An 18,695-nucleotide genomic window follows, 5' to 3' on the forward strand; every position below is an offset into this window, starting at 1 on the left:
AGTTCTTTGGTATCAAAGAGCTTAAAGAAATCTAAGTTAATCATAATGAATCACCTTGAGCATGTTTTGTGACTTGTGATTAAGGATTAGTGATTTGAAATCAGGAGGTACTGTAGAGTACCTCCTTTTTTTCGTCTTTAAATCACACAGTGTAATGATTGCAGCGTTCGCTTACTTGTTTAAGCCTAGTGCAATTTCAAGACCTTTGCCGTACGCTTCGTCCGCTTGGTATGCGTGTTGAACGTGGCGCTGTTGGATGAACTCTGGCACACCGTCCATTGCGCGAGCTGTGTTGTCGAACAGAGTTTGACGTTGCTCTTCGCTCATCAGACGGAATAGGTCACCCGCTTGGCTGAAGTAGTCTTCGTCTACACGGTGGTCGTAGTGATCAGCGTTGCCGTTGATGCGTAGAGGTGGCTCAGAGTAATCTGGTTGCTCTGCCCATTCTTGTTTGTAGTTTGGCTCGTAGCCTAGTGTTGAACCAAAGTTGCCATCAACGCGCATTGCACCATCGCGGTGGTAGCTGTGAACAGGGCAACGAGGCGCGTTCACTGGGATTTGATGATGGTTCACACCTAGACGGTAACGCTGAGCATCGCCGTAAGCGAACAGACGACCTTGTAGCATCTTATCTGGAGAGAAGCCGATACCAGGTACTACTGCAGCTGGGTTGAACGCTGATTGCTCAACTTCTGCGTAGAAGTTTTCTGGGTTACGGTTCAGTTCAAACTCACCAACTGGGATCAGTGGGTAGTCTTTTTGAGACCATACACGTGTTAGGTCGAATGGGTTGAAGTTGACTTCATCCGCTTCTAGCTCAGGCATGATCTGTACGTACATCTTCCATTTAGGGAAGTCTTGACGCTCAATCGCTTCGTAAAGGTCACGGTGATGGCTTTCGCGGTCTTTACCTACGATGGCTTCTGCTTCTTGGTCAGTTAGGTTTTTGATGCCTTGCTGAGTTTTGAAGTGGAATTTCACCCAGTAACGCTCGTTTTCTGCGTTGATGAAGCTGAATGTGTGGCTACCAAAACCATGCATATGACGGTAAGACGCTGGGATACCACGGTCACTCATTACGATAGTCACTTGGTGGAATGCTTCTGGTAGTGATGTCCAGAAATCCCAGTTGTTGGTAGAGCTACGCATGTTAGTGCGAGGGTCGCGTTTTACTGCGTGGTTTAGGTCTGGGAATTTTAGTGGGTCACGTAGGAAGAATACTGGTGTGTTGTTACCAACCAAGTCCCAGTTACCTTCTTCAGTGTAGAATTTTAGTGCGAAACCACGGATGTCGCGTTCTGCGTCTGCTGCACCGCGCTCACCAGCTACAGTAGTGAAGCGAGCGAATAGTTCTGTTTTTTTGCCGATGTCAGAGAAGATCTTAGCGCGAGTGTATTTTGTGATGTCGTGCGTTACTGTGAACGTACCGTAAGCACCAGAACCTTTTGCGTGCATACGACGCTCAGGGATCACTTCGCGGTCAAAGTGTGCCAATTTTTCAAGGAACCAAACGTCTTGTAATAGTTGAGGGCCACGAGGACCTGCAGTCATAACGTTTTGGTTATGTGCGACAGGGCAACCTGCTGCTGTAGTCAATTTCTTGTTTGTCATTTTTCTTCCCCCTCCAGGGTTCAATACCTTAGAAACTGTAGAGGAGGTTATTACGGAAAAGCTGGGGGAGAAAACTGATATTGCTTATCAATTCAATAGATGGTGACTATGGTCGAAACTATATTAGAATCAGAAATTTACTACATTAGCTTGATTGACATAACAATCGGCGTTCTCGAAAGCGATTTACTGGGGGGGAGCGCTATCCAGTTAGCGTGTCTGCGATGCTAGTAATATCGCCCCTTAAATGAAGTTTTACGTGTCATCAAAGGGGCGAAAGGGGGGAAGTAATTAAGAGTACTTCACTTCAAGTTGTTCAGCTTTTGCAAATGCTGGGTGTGTCGCGAGCTGTTTCCCATAACGTTCAATATTAGGGAAGTGATTAACTAAACCAAACTTTTGAACCAATTCGACAATGAAAGACATCATGATGTCTGCGCCAGTCAGACGCTCTTCTACTAGGTAAGTTTTGCCTTCTAAGGATTGCTCGAAGTAGCCTAGTACATTCATTGCTTCCTTGTCGGCATAGCCTGATAAAAACTGAGTTTCATTTGGCTCTTTGCTTACGAAGATTTTTAGCAACATAGGTAAAATTGCAGAGCTTTCTGCAAAGTGCATCCATTGCAAATATTCTGTGTGTGCTTTTGTACCACGCTCAGGAGCAAAGGCTCCGTCACTGTATTTCTCAATCAAATATTCGGTCATTGCACCTGACTCAATGATAATCTCGCCGTTATCTTCAAGAACAGGTGACTTTCCTAATGGGTGAACACTTTTTAGTTCTGGCGGTGCCATGAAGGTCACGGAATCACGGACATAGGGTACAATTTCGTAATTTACATCTAGCTCTTCAAGTAACCAAATGATGCGCTTTGAACGAGACTGATTGAGGTGGTGAAGTTTAATCATTTACATATCCCTTTTTATAATGGGTCGTTAATCTGTACTACAAGCTTGCCGAAATTCTTACCTTCCAACAGACCGATGAATGCTTCTGGCGCATTATCCAGTCCTTGTACTAGATGTTCGCGGTATTGGATCTTTCCTTCTGCCAACCATTGATTAATATCTTGCGCAAATTCACCGTAACGATGTCCGTAATCATCAAAAATGATGAAGCCTTGCACCTTGATTCGTTTGGTCAGGAGCTTACCCATTAGTAATGGAAGGTGGTCGGTACCTTCAGGCTGCTCTGTCGCGTTGTACTGAGAAATCAAACCACAAAGTGGGATACGCGCATTTGTATTCAGAAGTGGCATTACAGCCTCGAATACTTTGCCACCTACGTTTTCGAAGTAAACATCGATACCTTTGTCACAGGCATTTTTCAGTTGTTCTGCAAAGTCTTCAGCTTTGTGATCAATACACTCATCGAAACCAAGCACCTCTTTAGCGTAACGGCATTTTTCTTCTCCGCCTGCTATACCAACAACTCGGCAACCTTTGATTTTACCAATTTGACCAACTGTTGCGCCTACAGGCCCCGTAGCAGCTGCTACCACGATGGTTTCCCCTGGTTTTGGCTGACCAATGTCGAGTAAACCCATGTACGCGGTAAATCCTGGCATACCTGCAACGCCTAACGCGTAAGAAGGGTTTTGCGGTTCTTTACCAAGTTTAATGACCATCTCACCAGTTGAGATAGCGTAGTCTTGCCAGCCAACAGTGTAGGCAAGAACCCATTCACCCGCTTCGTAATCTGGGTGGTTTGATGTTTCTACCTGACAAACTGTACCACCGACCATTACGTCATCAATTGCAACAGGGTCAGCGTATGATTCGGCATCACTCATGCGACCACGCATGTATGGATCTAGAGATAAATAAACCGTTCTCAATAGCATTTCACCCTCTTTCGGAGTCGGTTTCGTTACCTCTTCTAAACGAAAGTTTTCTTGTGTCGGTGCACCATGGGGACGTGACGCGAGTACGATTCTGCGATTTGTTGCGTTAGTCATATCTATCTCACTTGTTGATTAGACCGGTCGTCTAGTATTTATTTCAAAATATCCCGCTTATTTAAAGCGGGAAGGTTTACTGTGTTAACACTGACGCTTTTTCTGACAGTGAAACGTGTGTAGGGTGTTCATTCTGCTTCCACGCCGCCTGTTATGGACAAGTGCGCGTATTCTGCAGTAAGTGTTGAGTATAGGTCAGACTTTGCGTCAATGCTGCCTGATCTTGATAAAGTTTGTTCAGCAAGCTAGCGCCATTCCAAAGGTAGTATATCTGCCTTGCTAATAACGCACTGTCACCATTGGGGATTGAGCCATCTTGAATGCCGATGTCTATGCAATCCGCTATCGCTTGAATGGTTTTGTCTGCTCCTTGGCGTAATGCCAAGCGCATTGACTCAGAGAGATCGGAGACTTCTGCACTTAACTTGACCAATAAACATTTGTTCGCATTACACACGTCGTCTTCTACTTTGACCATTTCTTCGAAATAGCTCATTAGGCGTTGGTAGCCACTCAGTTCAGTATTGGTAAAGCGTGCGTTTAAACGCTCAAAATACTTAGTAAAGTAGTCTTGAATCATCGCTTCACCAAATTGTTCTTTGGATTTGAAGTAATGATAAAACGAGCCTTTTGGCACTGCGGCCTTTTTTAATAGCTCTGAAAGACCAACACTCGTGAACCCTCGGTTTACGATCAACTCGTATCCGACGTCGAGAATATGTTGGCGTGTGTCATTCGTCTTTGCGTTCATGAAGTGTACTATAGAATGAATTAGACCAGTCGTCTAGTATTTGTTGTGGGTTATTTAATCAGCTCATACTCAATAACAAAGAGCGTGTCGGTATTTGGGTAGATTTCTCGAATTAACTGCTTGAGTTTTGGTAGTTCGATGGCTTCTTGTTCTGTATGAAACTCATTAATATCTTCAAAGTGAAGTGGTTCTACAGAACGTATCTTGATATCGCAGACTTTACGATCCGTTTCTAAGGTAAAAACTTCGACTTCTGTATTGGGAACGTAATGGCTTTCTGATTCATCTCGAATCGTTATCGTCTTTTTGCCTGACGTGATCAACGGGGTTAAGAATTCAAAAAAAGTAATCTTGGTTGGATGAGATGGCATGATGTACTCGTTAGTCTGGTTGTTTGGCGTAATTATATACCCAAATACCCCAGAGATTCCTGTCTTACTAGAACGATCGAGCGCGGATGAAACGAATTAACTTGGCACTAAAGTAACCTGAGATAACGCCTATCCAGTTGGTGCTGAGATCATCAAAACTAAATGATCGATTTGGAATAAAAAGTTGGCTTATTTCTTCCATTGAAACGATAGCCAACAGCAGTAGCAAAAGACGAATCCCAAAAATGTCGGTTTTATTCGAGCTCACCAGAGAAGGGAACGTGAAAACCGATAAAAAGCCGATCAATAAACTGAAAGTAAAGTGAAGCGTACTCGATCCGCCTAAGTAGGTTTCCATTTGCAGGTAAGCAGTATGGTGTAGGTCAGAGCTTTTCCACAAAGAGAGTGAAGCGGTTAGCATCAGGACTAAAACAAAACTCGTGCGTGCCAGTATTAAAGCCATAATTAACCTATTGGAAAGAAGCCTAAGTAACGTTTTACAAAGTACAGTGCAGCTAAATTCTGGATAGCCATGCCAATTGCCATTGCCCACGCTGCACCAATCACCCCAAACATTTGGCAAAGCGTAACAAGTAGGCAGATAGACACCGTACCGGAGGAAATTGTAATGTATTTCATGGTTCTCTCATGACCGCTCATTAATAATAAAAACCCTACTGAACCAGTCGCAACATTGACTAACTGCCCCAGAGAAAGGACGACTAATAGTGGCGCCGCGGCGAGAAACTCCTCACCAAAAAACTGCATTACAAACTCGGGGAAGAGGGTGCAAATAATTACGGGTACAATCGCTAAACCAACATTGGCTCGGCACGCCAAGCGGCTCAGGTTCTGCAGTTTGAGCATTTGACGCTCTTTGTAGAGAGAGGCAAACATCGGGGCGACCACAAAGTTAATGGTAATCAGCACAAAGCCAATCAGTAGTGATGTGCGTTGGGCTGCGGCTAACAAACCGATTTCCGCTGTTGAGATAAAAAAGCCCGCAATAACAAGGCTTCCCCATTGAAGAACATTCGTGAAGATACTGCCAACCCAGACTTGCTTGGCAGAAGAGACCATTTTTTTGTTTGGTACGAAAGCCGATGTTTGATATTGATCTGAGCCAAGCCAATTGGCACTAGATATGACCGCGACACCTATGCTCGCTAAAAGCAGTGCGGTCATTAGATTGTTGATATTTTGCTGACCGATATAGTCTAGGGCAAAGACAAAAATGACCATCAACATGCTTACCCCAAGCTGCAACGCAAACAGAGATGATACGACTTTTCTACATGCTTGAAGCACCCGACTGTTGGTTTGCGCAAGCACCAAGAAAGGTATGCAAAGCAAGCATAAAGTAATCGCATACATTGGTGATTGAGTCTGGTTTAGCTGTTCTGGAAACAGATTAAACCCTGCCAACAAAACGCCTATGGCGAGCAAGCAAAATGCCATACTTCGATAAAGTGCGGTTTTATAGTTTTGGCTTTGTTCAAGCTTCTCTTTGTTATTAAAAGCGATCGCATTGTAACGAACTAACGAGACATCAAAACCTAGCTGAGAAACGATGGCGAGTAGCGAGACTAGGTTGAATAAAAAGAAAAATTGACCGGCCGTCGAAGCGTCACTGGTCTTCGATACAATCAGAGTCAGTAAAAAAGCAAATAGCGCACTCAACACACGTGTGATTGCGGTTTTTAATCCAGTAGATAACAAGCTTTTTTTACCGCTGGGCATCAACAGTAATTTTTGTTGAACAGTGTGAAACATAGGGGCATTTAACCGTAAATATTATTGAGTGCGAGGCGCTGCTTTTCTTCACTGAAGGCATCGTTTAATTGTGCTGTATATTGGCGAAAATCGATCTCTTCATAATGATTGACACAATGCGCGATCTGCTTGGCCATTTCTTCAGGTGTGAGCGCTAAAAACGGGTAGTTGAGATCTTTGGTTGCGCCGATGGTCCGAATAACCATAGGAAGATGTAACTTGGATGCTTCTAGAATGGTTAACGGCATCCCTTCCCATGCTGCAGTGTGTAGATAAAGGTCTGAACCCTTGAGCTTTTCAACTACCTCATCGCGAGGCAGCATACCCGTTACATCCACATTTTCAGTACGTAATTTCTGTTCGAGTACGTGGTCACCGCCACCTATCCATGTGATCTCTATCGGGCGGTTAAGCGCATACCGATTAAGGAACTGCAATGTGTTGATAAGAAACTGAGGATCTTTTTGGGGCGCGACACGACCAAGTACAACGAGCTTCAGCGCTTCTTGCTTGTTTCGCTCTATACGATCTTCACTTTGATAAGACACGTAGTTGTTGAGCAATTCGGCACGTTTCGCACCAATGCTAATGGCTAGGTCACACTCTCGTTGGCTACAGCCTGCAACCACATCAATTTTGCTCAGTTTTACTTTCTCTAGTGCTTTATAGATCTGGCGTGCAAGCTCTGAGATATCTTCACGTTCGAAGGCATAACAGTGCGGTGTGTAAACCAAGCGTGCCTTGCCAAGCTTTAGAAATCGGCCGAGAAATCCTGCTTTACTCGAGTGCAAATGCACGACGTCGGGACCAAGTGATGCAATCATGTGGTTTGCATCGCGAATAAATTGAAGCAAGCCGCCTTCTACCCACTTTGTCTGTACGAAAATGTGGTGGTTGTTCTCATTGGTCAAGTCGTTTTCTCGGGCTCTGGCTAGCAAGAAATGCTGATAAGGCTCGTCTCTGGATGAGTGAACATAACTATAGAGGGCGGTTTGAACGCCACCTCCAAATGCTTCTGTAACATGGAGCACTTTCTTCATGATGATTTTGTCCCTGGTGTTTGCATCCATTTGTGTTTAAAAGCATCACGCTCTTGCTCTGAATAAACGTGGCGATACAAGGGAAGATCGTACATATAGAACAGTTTTGAGAAGTCGTAGTGATTCTTAAAGTGTTGGTGGATATTGGAGTACCACTTGTTTTTCGCTTCGTTGCTGTTTTTCAGTACGAAGTCTTGCAACTCAAGAAACTCACCGATTTCTTTATCAAGAGAACTGAGCTGTTCGCATTTGATTAGCATGACGTTGGCCTGATCGTTCTGGAATGTGAAGAAAGGTTGAGTGTTGTCCAGCTCTTGGCACATCACATCGATATTGAAATTACGCTTTAACTCGTTGTCGAACCAGTCCGCAAAATAGTTGAGATTGATATAGTTATCAAAGCAATGCTCGAGGTGCTGATACGTGACTTCCATATCTCGGTGAATTGCATCATTCTTTTTGCCTTCGATAAATTGCAAATGGAGGTCTTGAAAGAAACGAGAAAAGACAGTTGCGATTGGATCGCGGACCAGCGTAACGATTTTAATCTGCTCGCGTTTTTGTAAGATACGTTTTCGCTGCTTGAGCACTAAGCGATAGAGTGCGCGGTTTCGGAAGTCGAAGAATTTACTCACGTCTTTTTTATTGTGATACATGTGAAATTCTTCGTGATCATCAAAGGTGTGGATGTGATAGCTCGGGATATTTTTCTCCCCTAGCGTGTGCTCAATTGATGAGGAGCCAACTTTGCCCATTTGGTAAACTAAAACAAAATTATCAGCTTGGAGTTCTCGGTTCTTTTCAAATTGTCGAGAGATTGAATACTTCATCTATCCTATCCTTGATTATTCATATTCGTGGTGATGGTTTACCGGAAAAGTATGAGCAATGGCCCTTGAGTCGTTGCTAATGCTGATCATGACGGGTAATAAGAGTATTAAAATTATGGTGGTGTTTACCGCAACGAAAAACACCATGATGAGGGCGTATATCGCAAGTAATAGGCTTTTTCTGTTTTCATTAAGACTACGGAAGCAAAAGCGAATAAAAAGAAAATAACCACCAAACAGCAGACCGATACCAAGCAATCCGTATTCAATTGCGGTATCTAACACAAAGTTGTGGGTGTAGATCGCCAGCTCATCATAATTAAAGTAACTGATCATAAAGTTGGGTAACATTTTCGCGCCGACACCTAACACCGGGTGTTGAAATAAAATATCTAGCCCATTGGCAAGTAAAAGTTTTCTATGAAGATTCGATACCCAGCGGGCTTCACTTTGGTTGGCAAATAAGACGTCTTCTTGGGTTATTTCCAATGTGTCTGCTAGCGTTTCAAACCCAACGTAGAGTGTGGTTGTGACGGCAGTAAACACAATGAAGCTTAAGGCTAATAAAATCGTCCACGTGTACGTTTCGCTGAGCGATTTTCTCATTAAGTTTTTTACGAGCAGTTGGTCAAAGAAGAAAAGCAGACAAAAACCAAGTAGCGCTTTTCTTTCTTGTGACAACACCAGTAATACTAAAGCTACGAGCATCAAAAGGTGGAAAGCGCGAATTTTATCTCGATAAAGGTACAGTAGCGAGCACAGTACACCGAACCCGTATTTACTTACCCCGAGTAACTTAAACCCGCTTTGATAGCCCTGAGCAAAGTGCCATAAGGCAACGAGCGTACAGATGAAAAACAACAGATACGTGAAATAAACCATTACCCGTTCGTCATCAAACACGCCATAGGCGTACATTAGGCTCAGTAGGCACAAAATCGCTAACCATTGCACAGTTTCTATAACTAGCGGCATTAAAGGGACGCGATTTAGCAGACCATTTATGAACACATACCCAGTGAACAATACGAGGAACCCCATACAGGGATGCATGAGTTTTTCAGCTTTTCCTTCCAATACCACTAATGCAGTAAAACCAATGGACAAAAGGCTTGCGATGTCAGAAGGGGCTAGCGCTATTCCTCCAGCACGAAACTTCATAGGAATAAAGAACAATGTTAGTAAGCACGCAGCTATTATCGGAGTTTGGTTATTTATCGGTACAAAGTTCATCATAAATTTTGTAATAGCTGTTCCTAAAGTTATTCAAAGTAAACTGGTTACAACGTTCGACAAAAAAACAGGAAGCAGCTTCATAGGAGCTTTTACTACCCACTATGTGAAGTATTTTTGTTATTAAGTCATCGGATTGACCTTGTTTAAATAAATAAGTTTTATCTCCGATTACTTCATTTAGTCCGGGGACGTCCGAGCCTAGAACTGGTAACCCTTCAGCCATAGCCTCTACAGCCGCAAGACCAAAACCTTCTACTTTTGAAGATTGCACATACAGATCGAGACTAGATAAGAATCGAGGAATGTCAGATGTGATACCATACCAATGTATACGATGATCGCAGTTCAAATCTTTTGCTTTTTTTCTAAGAACTTGTTTTTTTTCTCCGTCTCCAGCTAGATGGAGGTGGTAGTTTTCTGGTAATTTAGCTATTGCACATATTAATGTATCGTGGTCCTTATAGTGATGAAGCCTACCAACCATTCCTATGTTTATAACTCCTTTTTTTTCTAGCGCCTTATATAATTTAGGTTGTCTAGAGAATCGATGAAGATCTACACCATTGAATATTACTTCATAGCGGTCTTTGTATGCTGGTATGAATTTAACTAATGCTTCTTGAACCTTGTGAGTGATGCAAATAGTTTTGTCATTGCTCATATAAAGAAGGTGCTCCATAAACTTAAATAATGGATAGTCCCTGCGTCGATTAGTTGTGTTATGTTCTGTTTGTATTTTCCTTTTTCCAAAGGAAAATAGAGCGAGGTATATAGAAGGAAATAAATGACTATGTACCAAATCTGGCCATTGGAGTATTTTCCATTTTTCAATTAGAGACAGTGACTTCCAAACATAGCACGTCACTTCACTTTCTTTCAGTTTTTCCTCGAAATCATTGTCTGGATTAAGAATGAGAACTCGTATTTTATATTGAGGCATATGCTGGACTACTAGATCTACAAGAAAGCGCTGTGCTCCACCATTGCTAGATAAGTCATTGATTATGTGTAGTATTTTCATTTAAATACTTTTCCTTGAGTGATAGGATTTCAGAGTTTGAAAAGAAACGTTGTGCTAATTTTGATGAGAACATTTCTTCAACGTACTCGGGTGTAGGTTGAAATTGCGTTTTGAATTCTTTCATTAGTGGCGAGTACCATTTGTTGTCTGATTGATTTTCATAAACAACATCCACGGGGTAACCTAAAAAGTCTTCAACTGCGGAGTTAGCCTTCGTTAGCTTGTCACTTCGAATGACCAACAGTGAGAAGTTATTGTTATGGTATGTTTGATAGCCTACTTCGTGATTAAAAGACTCGTTAAACACATCAATCCCTGTTAGTTGTTTGATCTCGTTGTCAAACCACTGCAGCGCATATTGATGATTCATGTGCTTATCAAATGCTTCTTGGAGTAATTGCGGTCGTTCGGTACGTATTGCGCTGTCATCCTTTAGATATTTGTCCGCCATCCAAAAAGGAAGTGCTTGAAAGAACATTGAGACATTTCGTCCGATCGGTTCACGCACCAGCGAGATAATTCGAACTTTTTTCTTACGCTTTAACATGCGGCTCATCGTTATGCGCTTTAGTCGTCGCTTTAACGCATTGATCTGAGGCTTATGCAATTGCGCTCTAACGGGGGATATTTGTTTTTGCGCATCGACGGTCATAAGGTCGTGCAAGTGAATCGAGTCAGGAATGGAATGCTCTAATGCACTCGAACCTACTTTGCCCATTTGATAGATCAATACCGGTTGTTCTTGGCTTTTCAAGGTTTGGTACCAAGATAGGTTTACGTTAGTAGGCGTATTTCTGGACATAAAGCGTCTCTCCTTCCTTGGCCTTGGCTTGTGTGATTAAGACGCCAAGAGATGGAACTGAGTGTTGTATTTGTTTAGATAACGCAAGGTTAACCAGTGATGATTTTGTTGATTCTGAGCGAATGACGGTGATCAGACCATTGGCATACTGACCAAGAATAAGTGCGTCACTCACTGACAGTAGGGGCGGCGTATCGATAATGATCCGGTCATACTTATTTTGAAAATGTTCGAGCAACTTTTTAAAGCGATCAGAAGCCAGTAATTCCTGTGGGTTTGGCGGAATTAGGCCGGCCGATAATACATCTAAGTTGGCTTCTTTTATATGTGTAACACAATCTTTGATTGGCGTATCCATCGTCAGGATATGCGTTAAGCCAGGGCTTGATTCAGCAATACCGAATCGCTTTGCGATGGAAGGTCGACGTAAATCGCAGTCGATGATCAACACCTTTTCCATTTTTGAAAACGACACCGCCATATTGATACTGGTCGATGTTTTTCCTTCTTCTGGAATAGCAGAGGTAAAGGGCAATATCTTTTGCTTCGTGTTGGTTAATCTGAGCAGAAGCGAGGTTCTGACCGAGCGGCAAGCTTCACTAAATAGCTTTTCTTCATCATCTAAATACGCGGTATAACTGACGCCGTTTTTACGCAAATTGCGTTTTTTGACCATAGGAATCACACCTAAACACGTAACACCAAGTTTTTCCTGCACATCGGCTGTGCTTCGGATAACTTCTCGCATCGTTTCTAAGATGATGACTAGAGCGCAAGCAATGGCAAAGCCAAAAAAGGTGGCAATCAGTACCAGTTTGATTCGTTGTGGTGCCACCGGGAATAGAGGAATGATGGCTTTATCAGTAAAGCGAGCAGTGACATTCTTGTAGTCGCTGGTGGCGTTGGTCTCTTTCTCACGATTTAAGAACGCTTCATAGAGTGCCTTATTAGATTCAACCTCGCGTTTTAACTGTTCGTAACGCGCTTTTTGTGACCCTAACGATTGGAAGTCTGACTTTTTGTTATCGAGCTCTGCTCGAAGCATGTCCTCTTGCGCTTTTGCAGCAAGAAGGTCTTGTTGCTTACTGAAGGAAATGTCACGGATGAGTTGCTGGGTTCTTGATTGAATTTCAGCAAGCTGTGCTTTCGCCTGAATCATTCGATCATGTTTAGGTCCGTAGCGCTGTGCCAGTTCAGAGAGATTTTTGGCTGCCTGTGCTTCCGACAATTTTAGATCGCGGATTTGCGCTTGATTAGCGAATTCATCAATTGACAACAAGCTGTCTAAACTTTGCGAAGATTTACGTCGTAACAGTTGGATTAACGTCTGCGCTTCAATACGCTTATTAACAGCGATATTCAGCTTGCGAGTGAGTTCTTCTAGCTCATTTGCGTAAATTTCATCAATACCGTTTATATCGATCAACCCTTCTTTTAACAAGAATTCTTGCAGCGCTTGCTCCGAGTTACGTAATCGCTCCTCCAATTTTTGAGAGTTATTTGTCAACCAAGTAGCCGCATTTTGTGTAACGACCAATTTGGCTTCAAAATTTGCGTCAATGTAGGCTTGGCCGACCGCGTTGGCGATTGTCGTCGCAAGCTTAGGATCGGTAGAACGAAAGCGAATTCTGACTAATTGGGTGTTACGTACTGGCTCAATATCGAGTTTACTTCTGAAAGCTTGAAGTGCCTGATAATAGGACTCTGAAAACTGGGCGGTTTCTTTTGGGCTTGGTGCCACATTCAGTAGGTCTTGAACAAAAGGAATCGACTTTATTTGGTCGATTTTTTTATTTAACCCCCCTGAGCTTGTGAATTCAGGTAATTGGGTGAGGTTCAGCTCTCTAATGACCTTATCTGCAATATGATTCGATTTTAAAATGGCGATTTGCGTTTGAAAGTACTCTTTTTTTGTCGTGTCGACGCCATATACTTCCTCGATTGAAAGGGCGCTTTTTTGCTCCTCTTGGATGAGTAGCGTAGCTGTAGCTTGGTATATCGATGCTTTGGAGTAGATATACCAAGTACAAGTTAATGAGAACAGAAGCGTGAATGCTGCGATGCTTAGCCAATTCTTTTTAATCGCTTTGAAGTGATGGCCAAAACGAATCAGTTCTACTTTGTTCATCTGGAGATTATTTGGATGAGTCCCGTTCATTTGATTCCCTGTCACTTAAAAGAAGCTCTGGTCAATAAATACAATGTCACCAGGTTCAACGTTGCGGTGCATACTGACTCCTTCCATCGTTTGACCTGTTTTATGCTTGGTGAGGTTAATGCCTTTGCGTGAGGCTCTGTCGGTCAAGCCACCTGCTAGAGCGATGGCCTTCTCTATGGTTAACCCTGGACGGTACTCAAATCCACCAGGTTTCCTGACTTCGCCATTAACGTAAAACAGACGAAAGTTATTGATGGTGACCATCACTTTTGGATTGATGAGATAATCGCCTTTTAAGCCCGTTTCTATTTCGTACTTGAGTTGTTTTGGTGTTTTTTTGATTGCTTTAATTCGGCCAAGGTAGGGGTAATCAAAGTAGCCATCTGACGTTATTAGAATATTTTTAATCGTAAGATCTTCTTCACCATAGACCTGCACGGAAATGGTATCGCCAGTATCGAGTAAGTAATCTTCCTCGTTTGAGTCAGCGTTGACCAAAGTGCTAAATAGCAACAACGCTACACTCATGAATTTGATGAATGCCTTCATTAATAATCCTTTTTACAGAGAAAACTGTGCGCTTAAAGTCCAAATATTTTGTTCGAAGCTATAATCCGATCGGCTAGAGTTTTTATCTTGGTATTGCCAATCGGCTTGCAGCTGTATCCAACGTTTGATCTGATAATCGATACCAAAAGATAGAGTGTACCGATCGTCGTTTCTGGAGATTCCCGTGTAATCATCTTGTTGATAAACAGCACCTAAGCGAGTTGCAAGGTAACTATTCCAATCGTGCTTCAGGTTCAGTCGGTAACGAGTTTGTAGGTTGTAATCGCCATCTTGATCGGGGTTAACCGCCGCTTGAGTGGTTTTCACGCTGACTAGAGTTTGTTCTTGAGGCAACCATTCAAAGCCGATATCCCAACTAAAGCCTTTAAATGTCTCTCGTTGAGCGCTGTCAAAATCTTTGATTTGATAACCGAGTCGAGCGATGCCTTTGGTTTTTCCTGTGACTTCCCATTCGGCACCGGTGTAATAGAAACTGGTGTTGTTATCTTTCGATGGCTGCGCAGAATTTCGGTGCTGATAATCGGTTACGATTTGGTTTGTTCCGACTAACCAATAGGTTCTTGGCGTCGCTCTTAAATAGAACTCCAAATGTGCATTGGGAGCTCGAAAATCGTTGTATTTAGTTTTAGCGTTTGGGCGCCCAGGCAAGCCTTCACGATAGTTTTGATAGGTTTTATCACTATAGCCTAAACCGAATTCGAGTCTGCCTTTGGCACCGTTAGATCCAAAGACATAATTGGTTTTTACATCGTTACGGTTGAACTCTATTGGTGAGTCGATTGCGCTACCATTACCTTCGGTAATATCTTCTCCTCGAACTTCATGCTGGGCGCGAAAACGGTAATCAACCACTAAACGATGACGATGATTAAATTCGAAAAAGTTGGAAAACTGAAAAGTGTGGTCGTCGAAGTCGTTGCGATCGTCAGATGAAAAGCCAGCTTTTAACTTATATAAAATATCTGCGCGATAGCGATTCCGTTCTATACGTGCTAATAAGCTTGGTTCTATACCCCAAATATTGACCGATTCTACATTGCCGGATTTTTCCGCTTTATTGATGTTGTCATCTCCCTCGTAGAAAGTTTTTACGAGGGGAATCAACTCTATACCAGACTCGGTTTGGTAAGCCATCGGTTCTGCGAGCAAGTCAGTAGAAAACAGACTCAATGCTATTGCCATTGTCAGTTTCTTCATAATCTCAACCTTAGTAAGCGTTAGCACCAGTGAAGCCTTTGAAAACGGTCATAAAGATGATTTTGATGTCCATCCAAACCGACCAGTGGTGGATGTAATCCAAATCAAATTCGACTCTCTTTTCCATTTTTTCTAAGGTGTCGGTTTCGCCGCGATAACCATTAATCTGCGCCCAGCCAGTAATGCCTGGTTTTACTTTGTGACGTAGCATGTATCGGTCAACAATCTGGCGATACTCTTCATTGTGCGCCACGGCATGAGGGCGTGGACCAACAATAGACATGGTCCCTTGCAGTACATTGATAAATTGAGGCAGTTCGTCCAAAGAGGTGCGACGTAGAAATCCGCCAAAAGGCGTAATACGAGGATCGTTCTTTGTCGCCTGTTTCACGTTGGAACCTTGATCCATGGTTGTCATTGAACGGAACTTCCAGACTCCAATCTTGCGTCCATCAAGACCGTAACGATGTTGTTTAAAGATGACAGGGCCTTTAGAAGTTGCCTTAATGCCAATCGCAATGACGAATAGAATAGGGGCGATTAAGACCAAAATAATGCTCGAAAACAAGATGTCTTCAAACCGTTTTACCCAAGAAGAAATTCCAGCAAAAGGTGTATCAAAGACACTTAGTGTTTGAACTTGGCCGATCTGCGCCCAACGAGAATGTAAAAGGTTATAAGTGAAGAAGTCGGGAATCAGATACGTATTTGCGGTGGTATCTGAGAATTGGTTAAGAAGTGACGCAATGCGCTCTTTTGCGTGCATTGGCATCGCGATATAGACGTAATCTACTTCCCCTTTTTTAGCTCGCTCAAGGGCGTGGTCAACAGCTCCTTTAATAGGATAATCAGAATTTGGCAGTCTGTCGGAAGATCGTTCGTCGTAAAAGCCATCAAAAAGCACGCCGTGTTCTGTGTGGTTTTGAATTTCGTTAGCTAGGGTAATGCCGTGAGGAGTTTGGCCGATGATGATCGCAGTGCGAGTGTTGAATCCTTTTTTTCTCAAATAGGCTAATCCGGTACGGAATGTTACTCGCCATGCTAAAAGCAGAGCGGGCGTAATCGCAAACCACAGCGCTAAAATTGTGTTATCAAATAAGGTATGGACTTCAGAAAAATACAGCACAATAAAGATAAGTGCAGAAGTCACCGCCCAAGCAACACAGACAATAAACATCTGCTCTTTAAACGAACTGGTTCGCCAAGAGCGATAAAGATTGCCGCTTTCTGCCATAAATAGAAAGGAGATGCCTCCAACGAAAGCCAATATGACGTAATCTTTCCCCATCGCAGTATTCATGTCTTTGAACACTAAAAGCAGCATAAAAGAGACGATGACAGCAAGATCTGAGATGCGATATAAAAAAGCGAACTCCATCTCATGAGAGCGGATAAGTCCTTTTTGTTTCATGACTCAGTTTCCCTTCTGACACGCTACCGCCCTTGGGTGTCTTCCCCAATTGCCGTGTCGTGAACGTTATTAGTAGTTAGTGCACAGAGCATTCTGTGGAATGCTGCTGAGTTTTTTGTCACGTGTAATTTCGTTGATAAGTGTAAAAATTTGCTTTGTTGAGGTAAGTGGAAATAAGAATGATATTTAGCCCTTTGGCTAAGTTTGGCGGGTTAGGAAAAAGCTGGTACTTACTTATGAGGAATGAGGAAAAGTATTAAAAATGAAGTATCAGTACAAAGACAATGGTTTATGTGAGGGTAGAAGAAACGGGTGATTTGATTCGTTCACGATTAATGATTTAGTATCGAATTGCTGATATTTATTAAGATAAAAAAATCCCTCTCACTTGAGAGGGATTTTTTTGAGTAAGGACGAATGAACTATTCGACTTCTACGCCGTTTTCTTTGTATAGGCGGCGGCATGCGCGACCATCACTGTGGAACAGGTGACAACGATGAGCTGGAATACCGATCTCGATTTTATCGCCAGTGTCGACTGCAAGCGTGTCCGGCTGACGGAAAATAACGTCGGCGTCCGCGCCTTCTAGATTTAGGTATACTTGAGTTTCGTTACCTAGCTTCTCAACAATCATCACTTCACCGTGAATACTTGCATCAGCTTCAGAAGCGGATAATAGGTGCTCAGGGCGAATGCCTAAAGACATTCGGTCGCCGCGGTTAACGGTTGTACCATCCACCGGAATCCAGAAAGATACGCCGTTAGATAGTTGAACTTTGACGCGCTCTGCTTCTACTTCATCAATGAATACGCTCATGAAGTTCATTTTCGGAGAACCGATAAAGCCAGCTACAAAGCGGTTTTGTGGGTAATGGTAAAGCTCAAGCGGCTTACCAACTTGCGATACATAACCGCCGTCTAGTACAACGATTTTATCTGCCATTGTCATCGCTTCTACCTGATCGTGCGTTACGTAGATCATGGTACAACCAAGTTGGCGCTGAAGTTTCGTGATTTGTGCACGCATGTTTACACGCAGTGCCGCATCCAAGTTTGATAGTGGCTCGTCTAGAAGGAATACATTTGGCTGCGATACCAATGTTCGGCCAATCGCCACACGTTGACGCTGTCCACCAGAAAGTGCTTTTGGTTGGCGCTCAAGCAAGTGGCCTAGTTGTAGGATTTCTGCTGCTTGTTCAACACGCTTGTCGATTTCTGCTTTGTCTGCTTTTGCTAGTTTCAAGCCAAATGACATGTTGTCATATAAGTTAAGGTGCGGGTAAAGAGCGTAAGACTGGAATACCATACCAACACCACGTTTGGATGGTTCGACGTCATTCATGCGCTGGTCACCAATATACAAATCACCTGAAGTAATGTCTTCAAGACCGGCAATACAACGTAAAAGGGTAGATTTACCACAACCTGATGGACCTACGAAAACAACAAATTCACCTTCGTTGATTGTTAGGTCTACGTTCTTAGAAATCAGTACGTCGCCATACGCTTTACAAACATTTTTTAACGTGACACTCGCCATGTAGCTCGTCCTCGATCAATTTTTTATTATTCACCGCTCATCATTATATGAATTATCTAGCGAGCAGTAACAGTAGGAATCGGTAAGTTCTTGCGGTTGGTAAGAAAAGTAGGGTAGCACTTCAATAAAATGTCCTGAATAGAAGTGCTACCCATCATAGCCAAGTACGAGTTTCTCTCCCCCACATTATTCGTATTGTCTCCCCCGTGAAATAATTACCACAAACAACACTAATAATGACATTCCACTCGTCTGGCAATGCAAAACCAGCAAATCTTTTTCCTAATACGTAGGCACTGCTGGGAAAGGGTTCTTACCATCCACTCTTGGATGACTGCAGTTTCTAAGATTGTGCGTAGTGCGACATCCTCCTAATAGAAATAATTGTAGGGGGAGTAGAAAGGGAGGAGTAAAAAAGGAGGAGG

At 42.9% G+C, this 18,695-nt stretch carries 17 protein-coding genes; all 17 read right to left on the reverse strand.

The genetic code is table 11. The features are described from left to right. Positions 1-171: 171 nt before the first annotated feature. Positions 172-1,611, reverse strand: a complete 1,440-nt coding sequence (locus R7Q41_RS02165) for a catalase (protein ID WP_017821260.1) — start codon at positions 1,609-1,611, stop codon at positions 172-174. Between the two features lie 291 nt (positions 1,612-1,902). Beyond that, positions 1,903-2,520, reverse strand: coding sequence for a glutathione S-transferase family protein (locus R7Q41_RS02170; protein WP_005375238.1), 618 nt, complete (start codon positions 2,518-2,520; stop codon positions 1,903-1,905). Between the two features lie 14 nt (positions 2,521-2,534). Beyond that, positions 2,535-3,569: an NADP-dependent oxidoreductase gene (locus R7Q41_RS02175; RefSeq protein ID WP_170897551.1), complete on the reverse strand. Its 1,035-nt coding sequence runs from the start codon at positions 3,567-3,569 to the stop codon at positions 2,535-2,537. Between the two features lie 151 nt (positions 3,570-3,720). Then, the gene (locus tag R7Q41_RS02180; RefSeq protein WP_005385858.1) at positions 3,721-4,320 is read right to left on the reverse strand and encodes a TetR/AcrR family transcriptional regulator; all 600 of its coding nucleotides are present in this window, start codon (positions 4,318-4,320) and stop codon (positions 3,721-3,723) included. A 50-nt stretch (positions 4,321-4,370) separates the two neighbouring features. Further along, positions 4,371-4,691 (reverse strand): N(4)-acetylcytidine aminohydrolase, encoded by a 321-nt coding sequence (gene yqfB / locus R7Q41_RS02185; RefSeq protein ID WP_318107676.1) that lies wholly within the window; start codon positions 4,689-4,691, stop codon positions 4,371-4,373. Between the two features lie 67 nt (positions 4,692-4,758). Beyond that, positions 4,759-5,154 carry a VanZ family protein gene (locus R7Q41_RS02190; protein WP_031781000.1) on the reverse strand — a complete coding sequence of 132 codons (396 nt, stop codon included), beginning with the start codon at positions 5,152-5,154 and terminating at the stop codon, positions 4,759-4,761. Positions 5,155-5,156: 2 nt separating this feature from the next. Next, positions 5,157-6,464, reverse strand: a complete 1,308-nt coding sequence (locus tag R7Q41_RS02195) for an oligosaccharide flippase family protein (protein ID WP_205391388.1) — start codon at positions 6,462-6,464, stop codon at positions 5,157-5,159. Between the two features lie 8 nt (positions 6,465-6,472). Next, positions 6,473-7,504: a glycosyltransferase family 4 protein gene (locus R7Q41_RS02200; RefSeq protein WP_206958996.1), complete on the reverse strand. Its 1,032-nt coding sequence runs from the start codon at positions 7,502-7,504 to the stop codon at positions 6,473-6,475. Further along, positions 7,501-8,334, reverse strand: coding sequence for a putative capsular polysaccharide synthesis family protein (locus R7Q41_RS02205; RefSeq protein WP_318144328.1), 834 nt, complete (start codon positions 8,332-8,334; stop codon positions 7,501-7,503). The genes R7Q41_RS02200 and R7Q41_RS02205 overlap by 4 nt, the downstream gene beginning before the upstream one ends. 15 nt (positions 8,335-8,349) lie before the next feature. Next, complete coding sequence (locus R7Q41_RS02210) at positions 8,350-9,570, reverse strand: O-antigen ligase family protein (RefSeq protein ID WP_395219570.1); 1,221 nt, start codon at positions 9,568-9,570, stop codon at positions 8,350-8,352. Next, a complete protein-coding gene (locus tag R7Q41_RS02215) occupies positions 9,545-10,591 on the reverse strand; it encodes a glycosyltransferase (protein WP_170897549.1) in 1,047 nt (348 codons plus the stop codon). The genes R7Q41_RS02210 and R7Q41_RS02215 overlap by 26 nt, the downstream gene beginning before the upstream one ends. After that, positions 10,566-11,393 carry a putative capsular polysaccharide synthesis family protein gene (locus R7Q41_RS02220; protein ID WP_206958994.1) on the reverse strand — a complete coding sequence of 276 codons (828 nt, stop codon included), beginning with the start codon at positions 11,391-11,393 and terminating at the stop codon, positions 10,566-10,568. The genes R7Q41_RS02215 and R7Q41_RS02220 overlap by 26 nt, the downstream gene beginning before the upstream one ends. Next, positions 11,371-13,551, reverse strand: a complete 2,181-nt coding sequence (locus R7Q41_RS02225; RefSeq protein WP_005385847.1) for a GumC family protein — start codon at positions 13,549-13,551, stop codon at positions 11,371-11,373. The genes R7Q41_RS02220 and R7Q41_RS02225 overlap by 23 nt, the downstream gene beginning before the upstream one ends. A gap of 15 nt (positions 13,552-13,566) precedes the next feature. After that, positions 13,567-14,100, reverse strand: a complete 534-nt coding sequence (locus R7Q41_RS02230) for a polysaccharide biosynthesis/export family protein (RefSeq protein WP_005375265.1) — start codon at positions 14,098-14,100, stop codon at positions 13,567-13,569. Between the two features lie 12 nt (positions 14,101-14,112). Beyond that, positions 14,113-15,318, reverse strand: coding sequence for an outer membrane beta-barrel protein (locus tag R7Q41_RS02235; RefSeq protein WP_053307882.1), 1,206 nt, complete (start codon positions 15,316-15,318; stop codon positions 14,113-14,115). 10 nt (positions 15,319-15,328) lie between these two features. Continuing rightward, positions 15,329-16,729 (reverse strand): undecaprenyl-phosphate glucose phosphotransferase, encoded by a 1,401-nt coding sequence (locus R7Q41_RS02240; RefSeq protein WP_318144329.1) that lies wholly within the window; start codon positions 16,727-16,729, stop codon positions 15,329-15,331. A 422-nt stretch (positions 16,730-17,151) separates the two neighbouring features. After that, positions 17,152-18,270, reverse strand: a complete 1,119-nt coding sequence (malK, locus tag R7Q41_RS02245) for a maltose/maltodextrin ABC transporter ATP-binding protein MalK (protein ID WP_005375271.1) — start codon at positions 18,268-18,270, stop codon at positions 17,152-17,154. Positions 18,271-18,695: the final 425 nt, after the last annotated feature.

Source organism: Vibrio sp. 2096, from assembly GCF_033339595.1.
Lineage (GTDB): Bacteria > Pseudomonadota > Gammaproteobacteria > Enterobacterales > Vibrionaceae > Vibrio > Vibrio alginolyticus.

Excerpts from the sequence above, each read along its gene's own strand:
- R7Q41_RS02165 (WP_017821260.1), bottom strand. The coding sequence starts at position 1,611 with ATGACAAACAAGAAATTGACTACAGCAGCAGGTTGCCCTGTCGCACAT.
- R7Q41_RS02170 (WP_005375238.1), bottom strand. The coding sequence starts at position 2,520 with ATGATTAAACTTCACCACCTCAATCAGTCTCGTTCAAAGCGCATCATT.
- R7Q41_RS02175 (WP_170897551.1), bottom strand. The coding sequence starts at position 3,569 with ATGACTAACGCAACAAATCGCAGAATCGTACTCGCGTCACGTCCCCAT.
- R7Q41_RS02180 (WP_005385858.1), bottom strand. The coding sequence starts at position 4,320 with ATGAACGCAAAGACGAATGACACACGCCAACATATTCTCGACGTCGGA.
- yqfB (WP_318107676.1), bottom strand. The coding sequence starts at position 4,691 with ATGCCATCTCATCCAACCAAGATTACTTTTTTTGAATTCTTAACCCCG.
- R7Q41_RS02190 (WP_031781000.1), bottom strand. The coding sequence starts at position 5,154 with ATGGCTTTAATACTGGCACGCACGAGTTTTGTTTTAGTCCTGATGCTA.
- R7Q41_RS02195 (WP_205391388.1), bottom strand. The coding sequence starts at position 6,464 with ATGTTTCACACTGTTCAACAAAAATTACTGTTGATGCCCAGCGGTAAA.
- R7Q41_RS02200 (WP_206958996.1), bottom strand. The coding sequence starts at position 7,504 with ATGAAGAAAGTGCTCCATGTTACAGAAGCATTTGGAGGTGGCGTTCAA.
- R7Q41_RS02205 (WP_318144328.1), bottom strand. The coding sequence starts at position 8,334 with ATGAAGTATTCAATCTCTCGACAATTTGAAAAGAACCGAGAACTCCAA.
- R7Q41_RS02210 (WP_395219570.1), bottom strand. The coding sequence starts at position 9,570 with ATGATGAACTTTGTACCGATAAATAACCAAACTCCGATAATAGCTGCG.
- R7Q41_RS02215 (WP_170897549.1), bottom strand. The coding sequence starts at position 10,591 with ATGAAAATACTACACATAATCAATGACTTATCTAGCAATGGTGGAGCA.
- R7Q41_RS02220 (WP_206958994.1), bottom strand. The coding sequence starts at position 11,393 with ATGTCCAGAAATACGCCTACTAACGTAAACCTATCTTGGTACCAAACC.
- R7Q41_RS02225 (WP_005385847.1), bottom strand. The coding sequence starts at position 13,551 with ATGAACGGGACTCATCCAAATAATCTCCAGATGAACAAAGTAGAACTG.
- R7Q41_RS02230 (WP_005375265.1), bottom strand. The coding sequence starts at position 14,100 with ATGAAGGCATTCATCAAATTCATGAGTGTAGCGTTGTTGCTATTTAGC.
- R7Q41_RS02235 (WP_053307882.1), bottom strand. The coding sequence starts at position 15,318 with ATGAAGAAACTGACAATGGCAATAGCATTGAGTCTGTTTTCTACTGAC.
- R7Q41_RS02240 (WP_318144329.1), bottom strand. The coding sequence starts at position 16,729 with ATGAAACAAAAAGGACTTATCCGCTCTCATGAGATGGAGTTCGCTTTT.
- malK (WP_005375271.1), bottom strand. The coding sequence starts at position 18,270 with ATGGCGAGTGTCACGTTAAAAAATGTTTGTAAAGCGTATGGCGACGTA.